The organism is Primorskyibacter sedentarius, from assembly GCF_004342065.1.
GTDB classification, from domain to species: domain Bacteria; phylum Pseudomonadota; class Alphaproteobacteria; order Rhodobacterales; family Rhodobacteraceae; genus Primorskyibacter; species Primorskyibacter sedentarius.
Genome location: NZ_SLZU01000010.1, coordinates 83843 through 102790 on the forward strand (window position 1 = coordinate 83843; position 18948 = coordinate 102790).

At 62.1% G+C, this 18948-nt stretch carries 23 protein-coding genes; 19 read left to right on the top strand and 4 right to left on the bottom strand.

Annotated features, from left to right (window positions below; translation table 11 throughout):
* The first annotated feature begins 53 nt into the window (after positions 1 to 53).
* The 12 genes from rpoZ to recO all read left to right on the top strand — a co-directional run bounded on the left by rpoZ (position 54) and on the right by recO (position 9683).
* Entirely contained in the window at positions 54 to 407 is a 354-nt protein-coding gene (gene rpoZ, locus EDD52_RS14130) for a DNA-directed RNA polymerase subunit omega (protein ID WP_132246060.1), read from the top strand.
* Positions 408 to 435: 28 nt separating this feature from the next.
* On the top strand, positions 436 to 2577 hold the full coding sequence (locus EDD52_RS14135) for a RelA/SpoT family protein (RefSeq protein ID WP_132246062.1): 2142 nt from the start codon (positions 436 to 438) through the stop codon (positions 2575 to 2577).
* Positions 2578 to 2592: 15 nt separating this feature from the next.
* A complete protein-coding gene (locus EDD52_RS14140) occupies positions 2593 to 3255 on the top strand; it encodes a DUF2062 domain-containing protein (protein ID WP_132246064.1) in 663 nt (220 codons plus the stop codon).
* 34 nt (positions 3256 to 3289) lie between these two features.
* Positions 3290 to 4039, top strand: coding sequence for a pyridoxine 5'-phosphate synthase (locus EDD52_RS14145; RefSeq protein ID WP_132246066.1), 750 nt, complete (start codon positions 3290 to 3292; stop codon positions 4037 to 4039).
* Positions 4040 to 4111: 72 nt separating this feature from the next.
* Complete coding sequence (locus EDD52_RS14150; RefSeq protein WP_132246068.1) at positions 4112 to 4534, top strand: hypothetical protein; 423 nt, start codon at positions 4112 to 4114, stop codon at positions 4532 to 4534.
* Positions 4531 to 4956, top strand: a complete 426-nt coding sequence (gene acpS / locus EDD52_RS14155) for a holo-ACP synthase (protein ID WP_132246070.1) — start codon at positions 4531 to 4533, stop codon at positions 4954 to 4956. The genes EDD52_RS14150 and acpS overlap by 4 nt, the downstream gene beginning before the upstream one ends.
* Positions 4957 to 5054: 98 nt before the next feature.
* Entirely contained in the window at positions 5055 to 5903 is an 849-nt protein-coding gene (gene lepB, locus EDD52_RS14160; protein WP_207906031.1) for a signal peptidase I, read from the top strand.
* Complete coding sequence (gene rnc / locus EDD52_RS14165) at positions 5900 to 6574, top strand: ribonuclease III (protein ID WP_132246072.1); 675 nt, start codon at positions 5900 to 5902, stop codon at positions 6572 to 6574. Before lepB ends, rnc begins: the two co-directional genes overlap by 4 nt.
* 28 nt (positions 6575 to 6602) lie before the next feature.
* Entirely contained in the window at positions 6603 to 7505 is a 903-nt protein-coding gene (locus tag EDD52_RS14170) for a DMT family transporter (RefSeq protein WP_132246074.1), read from the top strand.
* A gap of 16 nt (positions 7506 to 7521) precedes the next feature.
* Complete coding sequence (gene era, locus EDD52_RS14175) at positions 7522 to 8430, top strand: GTPase Era (RefSeq protein ID WP_132246076.1); 909 nt, start codon at positions 7522 to 7524, stop codon at positions 8428 to 8430.
* 3 nt (positions 8431 to 8433) lie between these two features.
* Positions 8434 to 8766: a DUF1491 family protein gene (locus EDD52_RS14180; protein ID WP_132246078.1), complete on the top strand. Its 333-nt coding sequence runs from the start codon at positions 8434 to 8436 to the stop codon at positions 8764 to 8766.
* A gap of 182 nt (positions 8767 to 8948) precedes the next feature.
* Positions 8949 to 9683, top strand: coding sequence for a DNA repair protein RecO (gene recO, locus EDD52_RS14185; RefSeq protein ID WP_132246080.1), 735 nt, complete (start codon positions 8949 to 8951; stop codon positions 9681 to 9683).
* Here recO and EDD52_RS14190 read toward each other — a convergent pair.
* Complete coding sequence (locus tag EDD52_RS14190) at positions 9658 to 10041, bottom strand: META domain-containing protein (protein WP_243651948.1); 384 nt, start codon at positions 10039 to 10041, stop codon at positions 9658 to 9660. The two genes, recO and EDD52_RS14190, sit on opposite strands and share 26 nt — an antisense overlap.
* Positions 10042 to 10136: 95 nt before the next feature.
* Between EDD52_RS14190 and pgsA the strand changes: the two genes are divergently transcribed.
* From pgsA to EDD52_RS14205, 3 genes are read left to right on the top strand one after another with little or no spacing between them, the layout of a single operon-like run.
* Positions 10137 to 10796, top strand: a complete 660-nt coding sequence (gene pgsA / locus EDD52_RS14195; protein WP_132246084.1) for a CDP-diacylglycerol--glycerol-3-phosphate 3-phosphatidyltransferase — start codon at positions 10137 to 10139, stop codon at positions 10794 to 10796.
* Between the two features lie 4 nt (positions 10797 to 10800).
* Positions 10801 to 11046 carry a molybdopterin converting factor subunit 1 gene (moaD, locus tag EDD52_RS14200; RefSeq protein ID WP_132246086.1) on the top strand — a complete coding sequence of 82 codons (246 nt, stop codon included), beginning with the start codon at positions 10801 to 10803 and terminating at the stop codon, positions 11044 to 11046.
* Positions 11047 to 11048: 2 nt separating this feature from the next.
* On the top strand, positions 11049 to 11489 hold the full coding sequence (locus EDD52_RS14205; protein ID WP_132246088.1) for a molybdenum cofactor biosynthesis protein MoaE: 441 nt from the start codon (positions 11049 to 11051) through the stop codon (positions 11487 to 11489).
* A gap of 6 nt (positions 11490 to 11495) precedes the next feature.
* Here EDD52_RS14205 and EDD52_RS14210 read toward each other — a convergent pair whose 3' ends face one another.
* The 3 genes from EDD52_RS14210 to ubiA are packed head-to-tail and all read right to left on the bottom strand — an operon-like array spanning position 11496 to position 14731.
* A complete protein-coding gene (locus EDD52_RS14210; protein WP_132246090.1) occupies positions 11496 to 11822 on the bottom strand; it encodes a hypothetical protein in 327 nt (108 codons plus the stop codon).
* Positions 11809 to 13707 (bottom strand): OmpA family protein, encoded by a 1899-nt coding sequence (locus tag EDD52_RS14215; protein WP_132246092.1) that lies wholly within the window; start codon positions 13705 to 13707, stop codon positions 11809 to 11811. The genes EDD52_RS14210 and EDD52_RS14215 overlap by 14 nt, the downstream gene beginning before the upstream one ends.
* 58 nt (positions 13708 to 13765) lie before the next feature.
* Entirely contained in the window at positions 13766 to 14731 is a 966-nt protein-coding gene (gene ubiA / locus EDD52_RS14220) for a 4-hydroxybenzoate octaprenyltransferase (RefSeq protein WP_243651949.1), read from the bottom strand.
* 12 nt (positions 14732 to 14743) lie between these two features.
* Between ubiA and EDD52_RS14225 the strand changes: the two genes are divergently transcribed.
* The 4 genes from EDD52_RS14225 (at position 14744) to EDD52_RS14240 (ending at position 18796) form a co-directional block, all read left to right on the top strand.
* A complete protein-coding gene (locus EDD52_RS14225) occupies positions 14744 to 15466 on the top strand; it encodes a 16S rRNA (uracil(1498)-N(3))-methyltransferase (protein WP_132246096.1) in 723 nt (240 codons plus the stop codon).
* A gap of 16 nt (positions 15467 to 15482) precedes the next feature.
* Positions 15483 to 16010, top strand: coding sequence for a hypothetical protein (locus EDD52_RS14230; protein ID WP_165907551.1), 528 nt, complete (start codon positions 15483 to 15485; stop codon positions 16008 to 16010).
* A 69-nt stretch (positions 16011 to 16079) separates the two neighbouring features.
* A complete protein-coding gene (locus tag EDD52_RS14235) occupies positions 16080 to 17450 on the top strand; it encodes a glutamate--cysteine ligase (RefSeq protein ID WP_132246098.1) in 1371 nt (456 codons plus the stop codon).
* Between the two features lie 290 nt (positions 17451 to 17740).
* Positions 17741 to 18796, top strand: a complete 1056-nt coding sequence (locus tag EDD52_RS14240) for a Hint domain-containing protein (protein ID WP_132246100.1) — start codon at positions 17741 to 17743, stop codon at positions 18794 to 18796.
* Positions 18797 to 18948 lie beyond the last annotated feature (152 nt).

The following is an 18948-nucleotide window of genomic DNA, read 5'->3' on the forward strand; positions in this document are numbered from 1 at the left end:
CCCGATTACAACCTCCCCTTCCCAGGGTGTTATGAAAAACCACGGAGATTTTAATGGCACGCGTGACCGTCGAAGATTGCGTAGACAAGGTACCGAACCGGTTCGAACTGGTAATGCTTGCGGCGCATCGTGCTCGTGAGATCTCTTCCGGTGCGTCGATCACCGTGGATCGCGACAATGACAAGAACCCCGTTGTCGCCCTGCGCGAGATCGCGGACGAGACACAGTCCGCCGACGAGCTTCGTGAACGCCTGATCGAGTCGAACCAGACCCAGATCGAGGTGGACGAGCCCGAAGACGATGCAATGGCCCTTCTGATGGGTGCCGAGGCCGACAAACCGGCCGAGGACGACCTGTCCGAGGAAAAACTGCTGCGTGCTTTGATGGAAGCTCAAGGCCAGGGCTGATCGCGCTCTAGCGACAAGGGAATCGGGCATGATCGCGGCGGAAGACCTGATCGCGCTGGTTCGCAATTACAACCCAAAGACCAATGAAAAGCTTATCCGGAAGGCCTATGATTACGGCCTTCGGATGCATGAAGGTCAGATGCGCCGTTCTGGCGAGCCCTATTTCACGCACCCCGTGGCTGTCGCCGCGATCCTGACAGAACAGCAGCTCGATGATGCCACGATCATCACGGCGCTGCTGCACGACACGATCGAAGACACCAAATCCACCTATTCGGAAATCTCGCAGCAATTCGGTGACGAGGTCGCCATGCTGGTGGACGGCGTTACGAAGCTGACCAATCTTCAGCTTTCCTCGACCGAGACCCAGCAGGCCGAGAATTTCCGCAAGCTCTTCATGGCGATGTCCAAGGATCTGCGGGTGATTCTGGTCAAACTGGCCGACCGCCTGCACAATATGCGCACCATCAAGGCGATGCGCCCCGAGAAGCAGGTCCAGAAAGCCCGCGAGACAATGGACATCTATGCCCCGCTCGCGGGCCGGATGGGCATGCAGTGGATGCGCGAAGAGCTTGAGGATCTGGCCTTCCGCGTGCTCAATCCCGAGGGCCGCGCCAGCATCATCCGGCGCTTCATCACCTTGCAGAAAGAAACCGGCGACGTTGTGCATCGCATCACCAGCGACATGCGCAAGGAGCTGGCGAAGGCGGGGATTGATGCAACGGTCTATGGCCGGGCGAAGAAACCCTATTCGATCTGGCGCAAGATGCAGGAAAAAGAGATGGGCTTTTCCCGCCTGTCCGACATCTACGGTTTCCGCATCATCACCCGGTCAGAGGCGGATTGCTATGGCGCACTTGGTGCGATCCACCAGCGGTGGCGCGCGGTGCCCGGCCGGTTCAAGGACTATATCAGCCAACCCAAATCCAACGGCTACCGGTCGATCCATACAACGGTGTCGGGGCGCGACGGCAAGCGGGTGGAGGTGCAGATCCGCACCCAGCAGATGCATGACGTGGCCGAAACCGGCGTTGCCGCGCATTGGTCCTATCGCGACGGGGTGCGGTCCGAAAACCCCTTTGCCGTCGATCCTGCAAAGTGGATTTCGTCGCTTACCGAACAGTTCAACGCCGAGGAGGATCACGACGAATTCCTCGAAGCCGTGAAGCTGGAGATGTATTCCGACCAGGTCTTCTGCTTTACCCCCAAGGGCGACGTGGTCAAACTGCCCCGCGGTGCCACGCCGCTGGACTTTGCCTATGCGATCCACACCCGGATCGGGTCTGCCTGTGTGGGGGCCAAGGTAGACGGGCTGCGCGTGCCGATGTGGACGCGCCTGAAGAATGGCCAGTCGGTCGAGATCATCACGGCCGAGGGGCAGGTGCCACAGGCCACATGGCTGGAAATCGCGATCACCGGCAAGGCCAAGTCCGCGATTCGCCGCGCACTTCGTGAAGTGGACCGCGAAAGGTTCATCAAACTGGGTCGGGAGCTTGCACGTTCCGGGTTTGAACATGTCGGCAAGAAGGCCAGCGACAAGGCGCTTGACACCGCAGCACGGACGCTTCGGCTGGAAGACAGGCAAACGCTGCTGGCCCGGCTGGGCAGTGCCGAGCTTTCGGTGCGCGCCGTGGTTCAGGCCGTTTATCCCGATCTTGCACCGGCAGAGGGTGAAAGCATCGAACCCAAACGCGCCGTCATCGGTCTTGCGCCCGGTCAGGGGTTCGAGCGCGCGCCCTGCTGCCAGCCGCTTCCCGGAGAGCGCATCGTCGGGCTGACCCAACGCGGCAAGGGTGTCGTGGTGCATGCCATCGATTGCCCGACGCTTGCCGCCTATGAGGACCAGCCCGACCGTTGGCTGGACCTGCATTGGCATTCGGGAAATCACCCGGCGATCTACACCGTGACCCTGGATCTGACCATCGGCAACGATGCCGGCGTCCTGGGGCGTATTTGCACATTGATTGGCGAGCAGAAGGCCAATATCTCCGACATGGAATTTGTCGATCGCAAACCGGATTTTTACCGACTTCTGGTTGGTGTGGAACTACGGGACGCCGAACATCTGCATTCCGTGGTCTCTGCCTTGGCTGCCGAAAGCGATGTTGCGGCGATCTCGCGGCGCCGGGAACCGGCCCTCGGCAATGTGCCGGACAACGTGGCGGAGTAAACGAAAGGACAAGCCTTGGTCTTCAAGCGGCGCGACAGACGGCCGATTTGGAAGATCGTGCTCGAGGGCCTCTGGCCGCGAGGCGGCTGGGGACGTGCCGCGCAATATGTCAAGCACCGGCTGCGCCGCCTGCCCGATTCGCCTGAAAAGATCGCCCGCGGGATCTTTGCCGGGGTCTTCACGACCTTCACGCCGTTCTATGGCATGCATTTCGTCGTTGCGGCACTGGTGGCACTGGCAGTGCGCGGCAATATCCTTGCGGCCCTGCTTGGGACCTTCTTTGGCAATCCGCTGACATATCTTCCGATTGCGGTCATTTCCCTCAAGACCGGGAACTTCCTCTTGGGCAATCGGCGGCACCCAGCAGGGGATGACCCCGAATGGCTGGGACGCAAGTTTCTTGATGCCGCCGCCGACCTGAAGGACAACCTTGTCGCTTTCTTCGGTGACAAGCCCGCCGACTGGCACAACCTGCACCGCTTTCACGACGACATTTTCTTTCCCTATCTTGTGGGAGGGATCCTGCCGGGCATTTGCGCCGGGCTAGTCGCCTATTACCTGTCCGTCCCTGTCATCCGGGCCTACCAGAAGCGGCGCACCAGCAAACTGCGCGCGAAGCTGGAAAGCCTGCGAAAAAAAGCGGCCGCTACGGCTGACGAAGCCACAAAAGGCGAATAAGGTCCGCCCACAGGCACCTGACAGGAGATCCCCCATGCCCGATGCAGGCAAACTTCGCCTCGGCGTGAACATTGATCATGTGGCAACCGTACGGAATGCGCGGGGCGGGGCCTATCCCGACCCGTTGCGCGCGGCAAAGCTGGCCGAGGAAGCGGGGGCCGACGGCATCACCGCGCATCTGCGCGAGGACCGCCGCCATATTTCGGATGCCGATATCGACGGGTTGATGGATGTGCTGACAGTGCCCCTCAACTTCGAAATGGCGGCCACCGACGAGATGCAGCGCATCGCCCTGCGCCACCGCCCTCACGCCGTTTGCATCGTGCCCGAAAAGCGCGAGGAAAAGACCACCGAAGGCGGGCTTGAAGTCGCGCGTGAGGAAAACCGGCTGGCGCATTTCATCGCCCCTTTGCGCGAGGCCGGGTGTCGCGTGTCCATCTTCATCGCCGCCGATATGCGCCAGATCGAGGCTGCGCACCGGATCGGCGCGCAGGTGATTGAACTGCATACCGGCGCCTATTGCGATGCCCATGCCGAAGGGCGCTTTGACGACCGCGATGCAGAGCTGGAGCGCATGCGCGAGATGTCCGCCCTCGCCCATTCACTGGGACTGGAAGTGCATGCCGGCCACGGCCTGACCTACGAGACCGTCAAACCCGTCGCCGCCTTCCCCGAAGTGATGGAGCTGAACATCGGTCACTTCCTGATCGGCGAAGCGATCTTTCGCGGGCTGACCCCCGCAATTGCCGAAATGCGACGCCTGATGGACGAGGCACGGGCATAGCGATGGCAGTTGATGGGCGACGCTACAGGCTCAAGGTCCTTTTGGCGAAGGTCAACTCCGCAGGGGCGCACGATGGTTAATCTGATCCGTTGGAGCAAGTGCTACCTCGCCCTCAATGGGGCCGTCATCGTCGCGCTTCTGGCCGCGCAGCATAGCCCATACCTCATCGAAGCCAGCTCTCTTTTGGAATCCGGTTCAATCACTTTCTACATTTTCATGCTGCCAACCATCTTAGAGGGTATGCATTTGCGCGAACGCCGCCATTGGCCCCTGTGGCAGCAAAGCCTTAGGATCGTAGGTGCGTGCGCTACCATTACGGTGCTATTGTCTTTTGTTTTTGGCGGTGGGCCGCTCACGCGCCTTGGGTCCCCAAATCTGATTGTCCAAATCGGGGCATGGCTCGCCCTGGCAGCCGGGGCGGTTTTCGCCGCTCGTTTTGGGCTATGGCTTGGCGTTCTGCTACAGCGGTTCCGGCGAAAGGAGCAGGCAGAATGATCCTCGGCATCGGCACAGACCTTGCGAATATAGAGCGGATTCAGGGCACGCTGGACAGGTTCGGTGACCGGTTTCGCAACCGGGTCTTCACCGAAATCGAGCAGCACAAGGCCGAGCGGCGCGCGGATACCGCGGGCACCTATGCCAAGCGGTGGGCGGCGAAAGAGGCCTGCTCAAAGGCGCTTGGCACCGGGCTGCGCATGGGCATCTCATGGAAGGACATGGCGGTCAGCAATCTGCGCACCGGGCAGCCTGTCATGCAGGTCACCGGCTGGGCGGCAGAGAGGCTGGCGCAGATGACCCCTCCGGGCCACGAAGCGATCATCCATGTCACCCTGACCGACGACCACCCCTGGGCGCAGGCCTTCGTGGTGATCGAGGCACGACCACAGCCCCCGAAGACCGATAACCCAATCCCCTGATACCTACCCGCAGGGGGCCCAGCCAGGCGGGCTGTATGCTTGACACCCCTGCCCCGCCGCCTCATGTAGCGCCAGACCCACCAAGATCGGAGATCATCATGGCCGAAGCCAAACAGGGCAATTCCATCATCGAGACGATCAAGACCATCGTCTATGCCCTGCTGATTGCCGGCGTGTTCCGCACCCTGTTCTTTCAGCCGTTCTGGATTCCCTCCGGGTCGATGAAGGACACGCTTCTGATCGGCGATTTTCTGTTCGTCAACAAGATGGCCTATGGCTACTCCTACGCGTCCTGCCCCACGGTCATGATCCCGGCCATTGGCATCCATATCGATGCTGAAGATGTCTGCGGCTGGATGAAATCCGGCGATCCGTCCAAGGGCGGCGAACGCTTTCTGGCAGGAGAGCCGCAGCAGGGCGACGTGGTTGTGTTCCGCCACCCCGTTACCGGACAGGATTTCATCAAGCGCCTGATTGGTCTGCCCGGCGACAGGGTGCAGGTGAAGGCGGGCGTGCTGCATCTCAACGGGGATCCGGTGAAGCTTGAACCCGCAGGCCAGTTCGAGGAAATCGCAGAACCGCAGGGTCCGCAACGGCTGAGACCGCGCTGTGAAAACGGCCCTGTCGGCACCGGCGGTCTGTGCACGAAATCCCGCTTTACCGAGACCTTGCCCAACGGGGTCAGCCACGACATCCTGAATATCGCCATGCAGAATTCGGACAATACGCCGATCTACACGGTGCCCGAAGGGTTCTACTTCTTCATGGGCGACAACCGCGACAACTCTTCCGACAGCCGTGTGCCTCAGCAGGTTGGGGGCGTCGGTTTCGTGCCTTACGAAAATCTTGTGGGCCGTGCGGACCGTATCATGTTTTCTTCTGCGGGCCGGTCCATGTTGTTCTTCTGGACCTGGCGCAGTGATCGTTACTTCAAGGGGATCGAGTGAAGCTATCGGCCGAACTGAGGGAACTGCAAGAGCGCATCGGGCACGAATTCACGACCCCCGAGCTGCTTTTGCGCGCGGTGACGCACGGGTCCATCTCGTCGGCGCGCGGTGACAACCAGCGCCTTGAATTCCTGGGTGACAGGGTTCTGGGGCTGGTCATGGCCGAAACGCTGCTGTCGGGAGACGAGGCCGCGACGGAAGGCCAGCTCGCTCCGCGTTTCAACGCGCTTGTCCGCAAGGAAACCTGTGCGGATGTGGCGCGTGACGTCGATCTAGGCGCCGCGCTGAAACTGGGCCGGTCCGAACAGCTTTCCGGCGGTCGGCGCAAGCAGGCCTTGCTGGGCGACGCGATGGAAGCGGTGATCGCCGCGGTCTATGCCGATGCCGGGCTGGAAGCCGCGCGCAAGATGATCCTGCGCCTTTGGGGCGACCGGATCAAAACGGTGGACGAAGACGCGCGCGACCCCAAGACAGCGCTTCAGGAATGGGCGCAGGCGCGCGGAATGCGCCCGCCCACCTATGCAGAGATCGCCCGCACCGGCCCCGACCACGCCCCGGAATTCACCATTCGCGCCTCTCTCACCTCTGGCCAAAGCGCCGAGGCGACCGCCGCGTCGAAACGCGCCGCAGAACAAGGTGCGGCGCGCAACTTGCTGGAACAGCTGCAATGAACCGGCCTTGCGCATGCATGGCGCGGCAATGAGCGAGAACCTCAAGGGCAGCATTTACATGATCCTCGCGATGCTCGGCTTCGGGATCGAGGACGCGTTTTTCAAGTCGGCGACCGGGACAGGCGGCGTAACCGCAGGCATGGCCACGGTGCAATTCGGCCTGTTGGCGATGACCCTTTACGCCGCCTATGCCAAGGTACAGGGCGTTCCGGTCTGGTCGCGTGCGTATCTGCGGCGCGGGCTGCTGATCCGCACGGGTTTTGAAATCGTTGGGCGGCTCTTCTTTGCGCTGAGCCTTGCATATACGCCGCTTTCGACCACATCGGCCATCCTTCAGGCGGCGCCGCTGGTGGTCATGCTGGGGGCGGTTGTCGTGCTTGGCGAACGGATCGGCCCGCGTCGCTGGGCGGCGATGGCGCTGGGTTTCGTGGGCGTGCTTCTGATCGTAAGGCCCTCACCCTCGGGGATAGAGCCAAACGCCGTCTTCGCCCTGCTTGGCATGATCGGCTTTGCCGGCCGCGACCTTGCCACCCGCACCGCCCCTGCAACCGTACATGCAGCGCAACTGGGCGTGCTGGGCTTTGCCGTGGTCTCGATGGCCGGGCTGGTGATCCTCTTTTTCGAGCCGGGATCGCCGACATTGCCCGCTCCCGGTGCGGCGCTTCTTCTTTGCGGGACGGCGGTCGCGGGCGTGCTGGGCTACACCGCGATGACATTCGCGATGCGTACCGGCGAGGTCGGCGTTGTCGCCCCGTTCCGCTATTCGCGGCTGATCGTGGCGCTGATCCTCGCCTATACCCTGTTTGGCGAGCGGCCAGACGCGATGACTCTGTTTGGCGCGGCGCTGATCGTGGGGGCCGGGATCTTTTCGCTGCTGCGTGATGGCAGGGCTGGCGCGAAGCGGGACTCTGCGCTACACCGCCAAACTTGAAAACCAAGGAGCCAAAATGACCACGCGTGCCGGATTTGTCGCACTGATCGGTGAGCCCAATGCGGGCAAATCCACGCTGACCAACCAGTTGGTCGGCGCGAAGGTCAGCATCGTCACCCACAAGGTGCAAACCACCCGCGCCCGCATCCGCGGCGTCGCGATGGAGGGGGACGCCCAGATCGTGCTGGTCGATACGCCCGGCCTGTTCCGTCCGCGCAGGCGGCTTGACCGGGCCATGGTCGCGGCCGCCTGGGGTGGCGCTGCCGATGCCGATATCGTGGTGCTGCTGGTCGAGGCGCATCGCGGTGTCACGCCCGGTGTCGAGGCCATTCTGGAACGTCTGGCAGAGATTGGTCAGGGCCGCACTGTGGCGCTGGCGATCAACAAGATCGACCGGGTGAAATCGGATGTCCTGCTGGCCCTGTCCAAGGATCTCAACGACCGGTTCGAATTTGCCAATACCTTCATGGTTTCCGCCGAGAAGGGTTATGGCTGCGCGGATCTCAAGGCCTGGCTGGGCGCGGAGCTGCCCGAGGGTACGTGGTTCTACCCCGAAGACCAGATTGCCGACCTGCCGATCCGCATGATTGCGGCAGAGATCACGCGCGAGAAGCTGACGTTGCGCATGCATCAGGAGCTGCCCTACCAATTGACGGTAGAGACCGAAAACTGGGAAGAACGCCAGGACGGCACGGCGCGGATTGACCAGATCATCTATGTCGCCCGCGATGGCCATAAGGGCATCCTGCTGGGTCACAAGGGCGAGACCATCAAGGCCGTCTCCAAGGCCTCCCGCGAAGAGCTTGAGGAGTTTCTTGGTCGGCGGGTGCATCTTTTCCTGCAGGTCAAGGTGCGCGAAAAGTGGCTGGAAGAAGCAGAGCGTTATTCGGAAATGGGGCTCGACTTCAAGGATGGCAATGTCTGATCCATGGCGCGTCTGACCGCCGATTTCTGGGTGCATGCCTATCTCGCACGGCTCCGCCTGCACGACATTCCCGCCTTTGTGACCGCACATGGCGACGACACGGCCGGCGCCGTGATGGTCAAGCTCAATACGCTCGACGGTCGCGCACAGGCGTTCCAGCGCAGTTTCGATCTGATGAGCGGCGCGCGGGCATGGGTCACGCTGGCAGAAGGCCTTGAGGCCGAGGTTGACGCTGCCATCGCCCGGCAACGGCAGTTCGATCCCGACCTCTGGGTAATCGAGGTGGAGGACCGGGAGGGTCGCCACCTTCTGGATGAGCCAGGACTGTCCGACTGAGCCGGCAATACTCCGGGCGGCCCACCGAAATACACGCCGCTCAGGGTATTTCAGACAAGTCCGAAGGCGGTTAACGGAAACGCCCCGCTGACTGGGCGCATGTCCTCCCTTTGACCCCATGAAGTTCCCTCCCGCCGCCCGAAGTGGGTTGCGCATGACGGGGATAGGCGCAAACTCGACCAATGGAATGGCGCGACACAGGCATATTGCTTTCGACCCGCAAGCATGGCGAAACCAGCGCCATTCTTGAGGTCTTCACCCCCGAGCGTGGACGCCATGCCGGGGTGTTGCGCGGTGCGACCAGCCGAAAACTGGCCCCGGTCCTGCAACCCGGCGCTCAACTGGATATCGCATGGCGCGCCCGGCTGGAGGATCACCTTGGCAGCTTCACGGTAGAGCCGCTGCGGTCGCGCGCGCATGCGGCCATGGCGGACCGGCTGATCCTGTCTGGGCTGAACGCGGTCACGGCATTGCTCCTGTTCTGTCTGCCCGAGCGTGAGGCGCATCCTGCCCTTTACCGCGATACCGAAACGCTGCTGGACCTGCTGGATCGGCAGGACATCTGGCCCCTCGCCTATCTGCGGTGGGAACTGTCTCTGCTCGAAGAACTGGGATTCGGGCTGGATTTGCGGGCCTGCGCAGTCACCGGCAGCACCGAGGGGCTTGTCCACGTCTCGCCTCGCACCGGGCGGGCCGTATCGGCGGCAGGGGCAGGCGACTGGGCCGACCGGCTCTTGCCGCTACCACCCGTCCTGCTGGGCGCCGGGTCTGCCGAAGATGCAGAGGTCGCGGCCGCGCTTGGCACCACGGGCCATTTCCTGACCCATCACATCGCGGCAGAGATGCTCCACAAGCCGCTGCCCGTTGCGCGTGGTCGTTTTGTCGATGCCCTCAGTCGTCGGGCGCGACGGAAGTGAACTCCATGCTGCGCCCGGCCTCGTTGGTCAAAAGCAAGGTGTCACCCAGCACTTCGGCCAAGGTCATTTCACCAAGCGCCTGAAAGAAGGCCGCTTCGGCGCCCAGATCGGCGCAGGCACGTTTTGTGGCAACAATCGGTGTCAATTCGAACCAGGGGTAAGGTGCCGTCTGGCTTGCACCCCAACCATTGCAGGCTGCGCGGCCCGACACCTCGCCGCCATCCCCGATGCGCATCGTCGCCGTGGCGGAATAAACCGCGCCATCCAGCGCGGAAAGCCGCCAGTCCCCGACCCCGCCATAGGCTGCTAGGGTTTCGTCCCGCTCGCAGGCGGCAAGGGCGAGTATGATGAAGAGCATAAAATTGCGCATGCGAACAAAGCTAAACCATTCTTTCGTCGATGCAACGCGGTGGTGCCCTTCCCTGTCCCGATCAACCGCGCTACAGCTTAGCTATGAAATGGACCTTGCCCAATCTTCTGACAGCGATGCGCCTTCTGGCGGCGCCCGGAATCGCCGTGATGTTTCTGTTTTTCACGCGCCCATACGCTGACTGGTTTGCGCTCGTGCTGTTCGTGGCGGCCGCGATCACCGACTGGTTCGACGGGCATCTTGCGCGGACATGGAAGCAGGTGACGAAGCTTGGCACCATGCTGGACCCGATTGCGGACAAGGCGATGGTCGTGATCGCGCTGATGGTCATCGTGGGCTATTCGTCCATGTCGCCCTGGCTGGTCCTTCCCGCGACGGTCATCCTGTTCCGCGAGGTCTTCGTCTCTGGACTGCGGGAATTCCTGGGCGACACTGCGGGTACTTTGAAAGTCACAAAGCTCGCCAAGTGGAAAACCACGGCGCAGATGGTGGCGATTGCGGTGCTGTTTGCGCAAGGCGTGTTCGAACATTATCTGGGTATGTCCACCTTCGGGCTGGATCACGCGCTGTTCGAGGATATCATCGCCAACCGGGAAGAGGACGTTCTGGGCTTGCGCTGGAAATACCAGGGCATGATCTGGGCCGGAAACGTCGGCGTGGTGCTGCTTTGGATTGCCGCCGCGCTGACCCTGATCACCGGATGGGACTATTTCCGCAAGGCGGTCCCCTTTCTGAAGGATTGATGGCATGGATGTGCTTTACTTTGCATGGGTACGCGAGCGTATCGGCATCCCACGGGAAAGCGTGGACAGTCAGGCTGCGACGGTGGCCGATCTGGTCGCAGAACTGAGCGCCCGCGAGGAACGCTACGCGCTCGCATTCAGTGATATCTCGGCCTTGCGGGTGGCGCTGGATCAGGAGCTTTCCGATTTCGATGCCCCGCTGGCCGGCGTGCGCGAAGTTGCCTTCTTTCCCCCGATGACAGGGGGTTAGCCATGCGCGTTATTGTGCAGGAAGCCCCGTTCGATTTTGGTGCCGAAGCGGCGGCTTTCGCCTCTGCGCGCCACGATATGGGCGCGATCGTTACCTTCACAGGGATCGTTCGCGACAATGCGGGCGGATTGAGCGCGATGGAAATCGAGCATTATCCCGGCATGACCGCCAAAGCCTTGGAAAAGATCGCGGCAGAGGCTGTTTCGCGGTGGTCGCTGGGCGATGCACTTGTGATCCACCGTCACGGCCGCATGGCCCCGGGAGAGATGATCATGATGGTTGCCACGGCGGCGCATCATCGCGCTGACGCATTCGCTGCCGCAGAATATCTGATGGATTACCTCAAATCCCGCGCGCCCTTCTGGAAGAAGGAAATCGGTGCCGATGGCGCTGAATGGGTGGCCGCGAAGGACGACGACGAGGCTGCGCTCGAACGCTGGTAACTGCGTTCAGTCCTGATTTATGCGCTCGACATAGCTGCGCAGTTCTTCGGCCTCTTGCCGCGCATCGCGCAGGCCTTCCATCGCTGCGCCCAACTCTGCTTCGGCCTGTGCAAGCTGATTGGTCAGCTCCGCTTCGCGCTGTTGCAGATAGGTGATCGCCTGATCGCGGGTCTCTTCCGCATCATGCAGTTCCTGACTCATCAGCTCCAGCTGGTCGACATCGGCCTTCGACACGCGGGTAAAGCGGTGCAGAAGCCAGTTGGCGAACCAGCCCATGCAAAACGCCACGAACAGAATGATGGCTGTGGCCACCACGAATTCAGTTCTGTTCATCCCCTTGGGTCTCCTCGTTCTGCTCTGCGGCCGCGTCGGCCTCGTTCCCTTCGCCCTCGGCCGCTTCCGACGGATCGGGGCGGATAAGGCGGAATTCGATGCGCCGGTTGGCCTCGCGGCCACTGGCGGACCCGTTATCGGCGACCGGGCGTTCCTCGCCGTAACCAACCGCCCGGTAAGAGGCGGTCAGCACGCGACGGTCGCGCAGCGCGTCCAGAACGGCCTGGGCGCGTTCCTGGCTCAGCTGCTGGTTCATCGACTCGCGGCCCTGGCTGTCCGTGTGGCCACTGATTTCCAGCGGGATGTCTTCGCATTTCCGCAACAGCTCGGCGATGTCATCCAGAATGTCCTTGGCAGAGCTGTCGAAGGTCGATGCGCCCGGCTCAAAGCTGATCTTGCGGTCCCCGATGATCTCGACGATGCCCGCCTCACATTCTTCGGGGCTGGGCAGCCCCAACGACAGGTCGAGCTTCTTGAGATAGGTGATGTCGAGGTCGAAATCGGCCCCCTCACCCAGCTTTTCCGCCATCAGCTGCGCGATGGTATCGCTTGCCTCCTGCCGCCCGGTGTCGCCAGTAATTTCGACCGTATCCGGCCGGACCGTCACAGCGCCATTGGAAAGCTGCGCCAAGGCTTCCAACCCGGCAAGAACGCGCACGGACCATGTGTCCGGCAGGCCCTCGGCCACGCGGGCGGACATGCGGACGGAACCGCTGCCGAAACGCGCCTTGGCATAGCTTTCGGCCGTCTGACGCTCCAGCTCGCCTGCGACCCGACCGCTCATCTGAACTGCGCCCTCGGGGCTGAGGGTCGCCACGAATTCCGGCGGGCCTTGCTCGCCCTGCTCGGGCGGGACAGGCAGCACGGCAGTCAGGGCGAAAACAGGCGGAAGAGCGTTTTCCAGCTCTCCCACGACGCGGTCGAACACGGCCTGTTCCGTCCCTTCGCGCGCCAGAAGCGAGATATCCGCATCAGAGAAGGTCACATTGCCGCCGCCGATTTCAGCCAATGCGCCAATCGCCATCTCGGCGGCTTGCGGCCAGGTCTTGGACGGGATGCCCAGACCGATTCTGCAGGTCGCTTTGCCTTCCATCCCCGCGGCATTGGCCGCTGCGAGAATCCGGTCGCGCCCCTCTTCGGTTCCGGCCGAACACGCATCAAACCGCGCCACGCCATCCTCGATCAGGAACCGAAGCGTGAAGGGCGAAATGACAGGGCGTGGCGCGGAAAGATCCAGCGTCAGCTTTACCTCGTCCCCCGCACGACGCGCCAGATCGCTTTCCATCTTGCGGCGCATCGCCTCGCTATCCGTCATGGCGGTGATCTTCACCACGCCCGCCCCGACAGAAACCTTGGAGCGGGGAAGATCCTCCAGCGCCCGCAGGCCAAACCGCAATGCGTTGTCCCAGCCTTCCGGCGTGTCGAAATGCGCCACTTCAAGCAGGTCAGAGACCTTTTCACCCGGCTCGACAACGTCACGCACCCGTTCCAGCAGCGCCTCGCGGTCGGTGCTGGCGGGAACCAATCCGATCAAAGAGATACCGGCATCGTTTCTCAGGATTTCTACAGAAAAGCGGGGAGAGGCAAGTTTCACGGTGTCCGCGACATCCATCTGGTCAAGAACCCGTGCCGCATCCACAACACGGCCCGCCGCGCTCAGCGCGTCAAAGCGGGCAGCCTCGTTCGGGGCCGTGCCTGCCAGAAATATCTGCAACCCGTCGGAGTCCGCTTCCGCCCAGTTCAGCCCGGCAAGGTCGAGTTCCTTGCGCACCTCCGCGGCAGAGCTGTCTTCGATGATGCGGACCGAAAAGTAGGCGACAACCAGGCAAAGCAGTGCTGCGAGGCCGAAAGCCAGAAGCGAAATGATCAACTTTGACAGACGCATGGGCATTCCGAGCAACGAAAGGTTGGTCTCTGATACAGCCAGTGCCGGGGCGGCGCAATCACGCGAAAAGCGCTGCGGCGAAAAACAGCACAGGCAAAAGCCCGGCGTCGCGGTTGGACCGGAACAGCATCAGCAGCGTGTCATTGTCCTCCGGATCAAAGCGGCGCAGCTGCCAGAGCAGGTGCAATGCCATGGCAAGAACACCCAGTGACGCTACGACAAGAACCAGAGTTTCGGCACGCGGGATCGCCGTGATGATGGCGATCAGCAACAGCGCGATGCTGACCTTCATGAACCGCGCAAGCCATTTCGGGCTGGCCTCACCAAACAGGCGCGCGGTGGATTTCACCCCGATCAGCGCGTCATCTTCGGTGTCCTGATGGGCATAGATCGTGTCGTAGAACAGCGTCCAGGCCATACCAGCCAGATACAGGATGACAGCGGGCCATTCCAAAACGCCCCGATGCGCCGTCCACGCCAGAAGGGCACCCCAGTTGAAAGCGATGCCCAGAAACACTTGCGGCCACCAGGTGAACCGCTTTGCAAACGGGTAAATCGCGACCGGCACCAAAGAGATCACGCCCAGCAGGATGGCCATCGGGTGAAAGGTCAGCAGGATGCAAAGCGCCACCAGCGCCTGGGCCGCCAGCCATGCCAGCGCCTGTTTCACGCTGACCTGTCCCGACGGGATGGGGCGCGACGCGGTTCGTGCCACCGACCCGTCGATATGGCGGTCGGTGATGTCGTTCCACGTACAGCCCGCGCCGCGCATCAGGATCGCGCCGACGCCGCAGCCCGCAAGGATCCATAGATCCTGCCAGCGCGCCTGGCCGTCCGACAACATCGCCAGCAGCAGACCCCACCAACAGGGCAAGAGCAGCAGCCATGTGCCGATCGGACGGTCCAGTCGGCTTAGCCGGAAATAGGGGCGCATGGGGGCGGGCGCATATCTGTCCACCCAGTTGCCCTTCACTGCATCGGAAACCTGTCCTTCGGCCTCTGGCATCGGCGGTTGGTCGGACATATGTTGCGCTCCATGACAGCAAAGATACGGCTCTATGTAGATCACCCGCTGGGGGAAGGGCAATCGCTCGCCCTGACACGCGAACAGGCACATTACCTTTTCGGGGTGATGCGGCTGAACGTGGGCGATGGTGTGCTTGTGTTCAACGGGCAGGACGGCGAATGGCGCACGGATGTGGCCATCGCGAACAAACGCAATGGCGTGCTGGTGTGTCAGCAACAGACCGCCCCGCAGCGCAATCCGCCCGACCTGTGGTTGATCTTCGCCCCGATCAAGAAGGCCCGCACCGATTTCATCGTCGAAAAGGCGGCAGAGATGGGTGCTGCGCGGATCATGCCGGTGCAGACCCAGTTCACCAACTCCGAGCGCATTCGTCAGGACCGCTTGCAAGCTCACGCTGTCGAAGCAGCCGAGCAGTGCGGCGGGACATTCGTGCCCGAGGTGACCGATCTGACCAAGCTGGGCACGCTTCTGGACACATGGCCCGAGGATCGCCAGCTTAGTTTCTGCGACGAGACAGAGGCCGGGTCCGCCACCCGTCTTGCGGGCGCAACCCCCGGTCCCTGGGCGATCCTTATCGGCCCCGAGGGCGGGTTTTCCGAGCCAGAGCGCACCCGGCTGGCCGCCCTGCCGCAGTCGCATGTCGTCAGCCTTGGGCCCCGTATCCTGCGGGCTGACACGGCTGTCGTGGCGGCGCTGACCCTTTGGCAAATGGCGCTGGGGGACTGGCAATGAACCTCGGGGACATCAGATGAGCCTGCTGCGCAGCGAAGCCAAGGCCGCGCTGTGGCGCTGGCGCGAAGCCATCATCGGCCTCGCCGTGGCGGCGCTTGGCCTGCATTGGGTGGTCAATCTGTGGGGCATTCTCAACTGGATGGGCTATCCGGTGCTGCTGATCGGTATCGCGCTTGTCGTCATGGGGCTACAGCGCGGCCGCTTTCGGACCGGAGGCGAGGCGCCGGGCGTTGTGCAGATCGACGAGGGGCGCATTTCGTATTTCGGGCCGCTTTCCGGCGGTATCGCGGATCTGTCCGATCTGAGCGCGCTGGCGATCGATCCCGGATCAAGACCGCCGCATTGGGTGCTGACGCGTCGCGGAGAGCCTGACCTGCATATCCCGTTGGGCGCCAGCGGAGCGGATGCGCTGTTTGATGCGTTCGCGGCCCTTCCCGGCATCCGCACGGAACACATGTTGCGACAAATGCAGGCAGGTGGCACTGACCGTATCGTGATCTGGCACCGCGCAGACATGCCCCGCCCACCCGTTCGGCTGCATTGACACCCTCGCAGTTTCCGCCCATCCCTGAGATCTGACGCGATCCCACCTATCAATTCGGAGCTTTGCCCCATGTCCATTCCCCAGTCCGGCGGCGGCCCGGTTGAACACAAGGATCAGCTGGCCGAATACCTTTCCTCCGGGTGCAAACCGAAAGAGGACTGGCGCATTGGCACCGAGCACGAGAAATTCGGCTATTGCAAGGAAACGCTGAAGCCGCTGCCCTATGAGGGCGAACGCTCCATCCTCGCCATGCTGGAAGGTCTGCGCGACCGTCACGGCTGGGCCCCGGTCGAAGAAGCGGGCAAGCTGATCGGGCTGGAAAAAGACGGCGCGAATGTCAGTCTGGAACCGGGCGGGCAGCTGGAACTGTCCGGCGCCCCGCTAGAGACGATCCACGAGACATGCGACGAGGTGAACGCCCATCTGCGCGATGTGAAAGACATCGCCGATGCCGTCGGCGTCGGTTTCATCGGGCTGGGGGCCGCACCGATCTGGACGCATGACGAGATGCCGATGATGCCCAAGGGCCGTTACCGGTTGATGAACGAATACATGGACCGCGTCGGCACCATGGGCAAATCGATGATGTACCGGACCTGCACCGTGCAGGTGAACCTCGATTTTGCGTCCGAGGCGGACATGGTCAAGAAGATGCGCGTGGCCATTGCCCTGCAGCCCGTGGCAACCGCGCTCTTTGCCAACTCTCCGTTCTTCGAGGGCCGACCAAACGGTCACAAAAGCTGGCGCAGCCGGATCTGGCGCGACCTTGACCCCGCGCGCACCGGCACGCTGCCCTTCGTCTTCGAAGACGGGTTCGGGTTCGAGGCCTGGGTGGAATACGCTCTCGATGTGCCGATGTATTTTGTCTACCGCGATGGCAAATATATCGATGCGCTCGGCCAGTCGTTCCGCGACTTCCTGAAGGGCGAGCTGCCCGCGCTGCCCGGCGAAATTCCGACCCTGTCGGACTGGGCAGACCACCTGACCACGATCTTTCCCGAGGCGCGGGTCAAGAAATTCCTTGAAATGCGCGGCGCCGATGGCGGCCCGTGGCGCAGGCTGTGCGCCCTGCCCGCCTTTTGGGTCGGGCTGCTTTACGATCAGACGGCGCTTGATGCCGCGTGGGACCTGGTGAAGGACTGGGATGCCGAAACGCGCGAAGCCCTGCGCGTCGCTGCCTCGCAAGACGCGCTTCAGGCACAGGTCGGGCGCATCAACATGCACGATCTTGCCCGCCAGACCGTTGATATTGCACAGGCCGGGCTGAAGGCACGCGCGCGGCCCGGCGCAGGCGGCCTTGTTCCGGACGAGACGCATTTCCTCAACGCCCTGCATGAAAGCATCGAGAGTGGCAAAGTCCCCGCCGACGAATTGCTTGAGCATTACAAAGGCGACTGGAACGGCGATCTGACCCGCATTTACGCACAGTACAGCTATTGAGTTCGGCCTCGTGCTCCACCTGTTGCGGCCAGCGCATCGCAGCGCCGACAGGCTGGTTTCAAAGCCGCAGCCGGGCGTGGTCGCTCAATATCCTTACGGTATGACGCTGCGTATGATGTGCCCGAAACCCTTCGTCAGCAGGATTTCGCTTGTGAACTCTTTGAAACCACTGAGGTAATTTTGCCAGCGCCGTTAACACTGTCTTAATTTCGCGGATTTCCTTTGCAGCAGATTTGTGGCAAAAGACCAACGTACGAGTCTGTAATCTACCCGACACCTGGAGTGTTTCTTTGCCTTTTATCAAGATCTACGCTGCATCCGACTTTGTTGTAACGCCTCCTGACGAATTTCGGGGGGATGCTTCAGGCACGCCTACCTTCACCCTGACGCTAAGGGCAGGTGCGACGCCAGTCACGGTTGAAGTGGACGATACTGACAACAGTGTAGATGAGATTACGACAGTCGGCCCTCAGACCTTCACCAATGACACGACGATCGGGGGCACGACATACCTTGCCGGTACGTCCTACCATGCCGCATACGATCTGACCAACACAGGGACGGGTCACAAGGTTACCTCGCTGCATTTTGGCGGGGACGGCAGGGAACAAGGACCTGTTGACGGGATCATCTCCACGATTCCTCTGGTTCCGGGAGTCGCCTATACGTTTGACGCTGAACGGTCGTCATATCGGCAAATCGATAATACCTACTCCACCTACGAAGAGACGGTGTGTTTTGCGGCCGGCACGATGATCGACACGCCGAACGGCGCCAAAGCGATAGAAGAGCTTCGCGTCGGCGACCTTGTCCGCACCCGTGACAATGGCTTGCAGCCTATCCGGTGGATCGGTTCGCGGCATCTGGATGCGGCCAATCTTGCCGCCGTTCCAAAGCTGCGCCCCATTCGGATCATGGCGGATGCACTGGCACCGGGCCTGCCCAAGACGGACCTGCTTGTTTCGCCGCAGCACCGCATGCTCATTCGGTCGCGTATCGCGCAACGATGCTTTGGCACCTCTGAAATTCTTGCCGCAGCCAAGCACCTTACACCGGTCGCGGGCATCTGCGTTGCGGATGATGTGGAGGAGGTCGTGTATTTCCACATGCTGTTCGACCATCACGAAATCGTCTTTGCAAACGGGGCGGAATCCGAAAGCTTCTTTACCGGGCCGCAGGCGCTGAAGTCCGTGGGTCAGGCCGCGCGCGATGAAATTTACGCGCTGTTCCCGGAACTGCGGGACGGCGCGGACCGGCCGAAGGCGGTTCGCCCCATCGTGCATGGCCGCGACGCCCGAGAACTGGCCTCGCGTCACCAAAAGAACATCCGCGCGCTGGTCAGCTAAACCCGCCAGACCGCCGGTCCTTTCCGCCGTCGATTGCTTGGACGCGAAGATTTGCGCGCCTTTCCGCGATGCAGGATCGGCAATGTCGACGCCTGCCAGCGCAGCGTTTGACGGGCCACATTCCCTTCTGCCAGTCTTGGAACGCGGTGAAG

What these genes read in the sequence shown, in the direction of transcription:
- EDD52_RS14145 (WP_132246066.1), top strand. Translation starts at nt 3,290, where the DNA reads ATGCCCGATGCAGGCAAACTTCGCCTCGGCGTGAACATTGATCATGTG.
- acpS (WP_132246070.1), top strand. Translation starts at nt 4,531, where the DNA reads ATGATCCTCGGCATCGGCACAGACCTTGCGAATATAGAGCGGATTCAG.
- EDD52_RS14150 (WP_132246068.1), top strand. Translation starts at nt 4,112, where the DNA reads ATGGTTAATCTGATCCGTTGGAGCAAGTGCTACCTCGCCCTCAATGGG.
- EDD52_RS14210 (WP_132246090.1), bottom strand. Translation starts at nt 11,822, where the DNA reads ATGAACAGAACTGAATTCGTGGTGGCCACAGCCATCATTCTGTTCGTG.
- era (WP_132246076.1), top strand. Translation starts at nt 7,522, where the DNA reads ATGACCACGCGTGCCGGATTTGTCGCACTGATCGGTGAGCCCAATGCG.
- recO (WP_132246080.1), top strand. Translation starts at nt 8,949, where the DNA reads ATGGAATGGCGCGACACAGGCATATTGCTTTCGACCCGCAAGCATGGC.
- lepB (WP_207906031.1), top strand. Translation starts at nt 5,055, where the DNA reads ATGGCCGAAGCCAAACAGGGCAATTCCATCATCGAGACGATCAAGACC.
- EDD52_RS14180 (WP_132246078.1), top strand. Translation starts at nt 8,434, where the DNA reads ATGGCGCGTCTGACCGCCGATTTCTGGGTGCATGCCTATCTCGCACGG.
- moaD (WP_132246086.1), top strand. Translation starts at nt 10,801, where the DNA reads ATGGATGTGCTTTACTTTGCATGGGTACGCGAGCGTATCGGCATCCCA.
- EDD52_RS14225 (WP_132246096.1), top strand. Translation starts at nt 14,744, where the DNA reads ATGACAGCAAAGATACGGCTCTATGTAGATCACCCGCTGGGGGAAGGG.
- EDD52_RS14230 (WP_165907551.1), top strand. Translation starts at nt 15,483, where the DNA reads ATGAGCCTGCTGCGCAGCGAAGCCAAGGCCGCGCTGTGGCGCTGGCGC.
- pgsA (WP_132246084.1), top strand. Translation starts at nt 10,137, where the DNA reads ATGAAATGGACCTTGCCCAATCTTCTGACAGCGATGCGCCTTCTGGCG.
- EDD52_RS14205 (WP_132246088.1), top strand. Translation starts at nt 11,049, where the DNA reads ATGCGCGTTATTGTGCAGGAAGCCCCGTTCGATTTTGGTGCCGAAGCG.
- EDD52_RS14215 (WP_132246092.1), bottom strand. Translation starts at nt 13,707, where the DNA reads ATGCGTCTGTCAAAGTTGATCATTTCGCTTCTGGCTTTCGGCCTCGCA.
- EDD52_RS14135 (WP_132246062.1), top strand. Translation starts at nt 436, where the DNA reads ATGATCGCGGCGGAAGACCTGATCGCGCTGGTTCGCAATTACAACCCA.
- EDD52_RS14170 (WP_132246074.1), top strand. Translation starts at nt 6,603, where the DNA reads ATGAGCGAGAACCTCAAGGGCAGCATTTACATGATCCTCGCGATGCTC.
- EDD52_RS14235 (WP_132246098.1), top strand. Translation starts at nt 16,080, where the DNA reads ATGTCCATTCCCCAGTCCGGCGGCGGCCCGGTTGAACACAAGGATCAG.
- ubiA (WP_243651949.1), bottom strand. Translation starts at nt 14,731, where the DNA reads ATGTCCGACCAACCGCCGATGCCAGAGGCCGAAGGACAGGTTTCCGAT.
- EDD52_RS14190 (WP_243651948.1), bottom strand. Translation starts at nt 10,041, where the DNA reads ATGCTCTTCATCATACTCGCCCTTGCCGCCTGCGAGCGGGACGAAACC.
- rpoZ (WP_132246060.1), top strand. Translation starts at nt 54, where the DNA reads ATGGCACGCGTGACCGTCGAAGATTGCGTAGACAAGGTACCGAACCGG.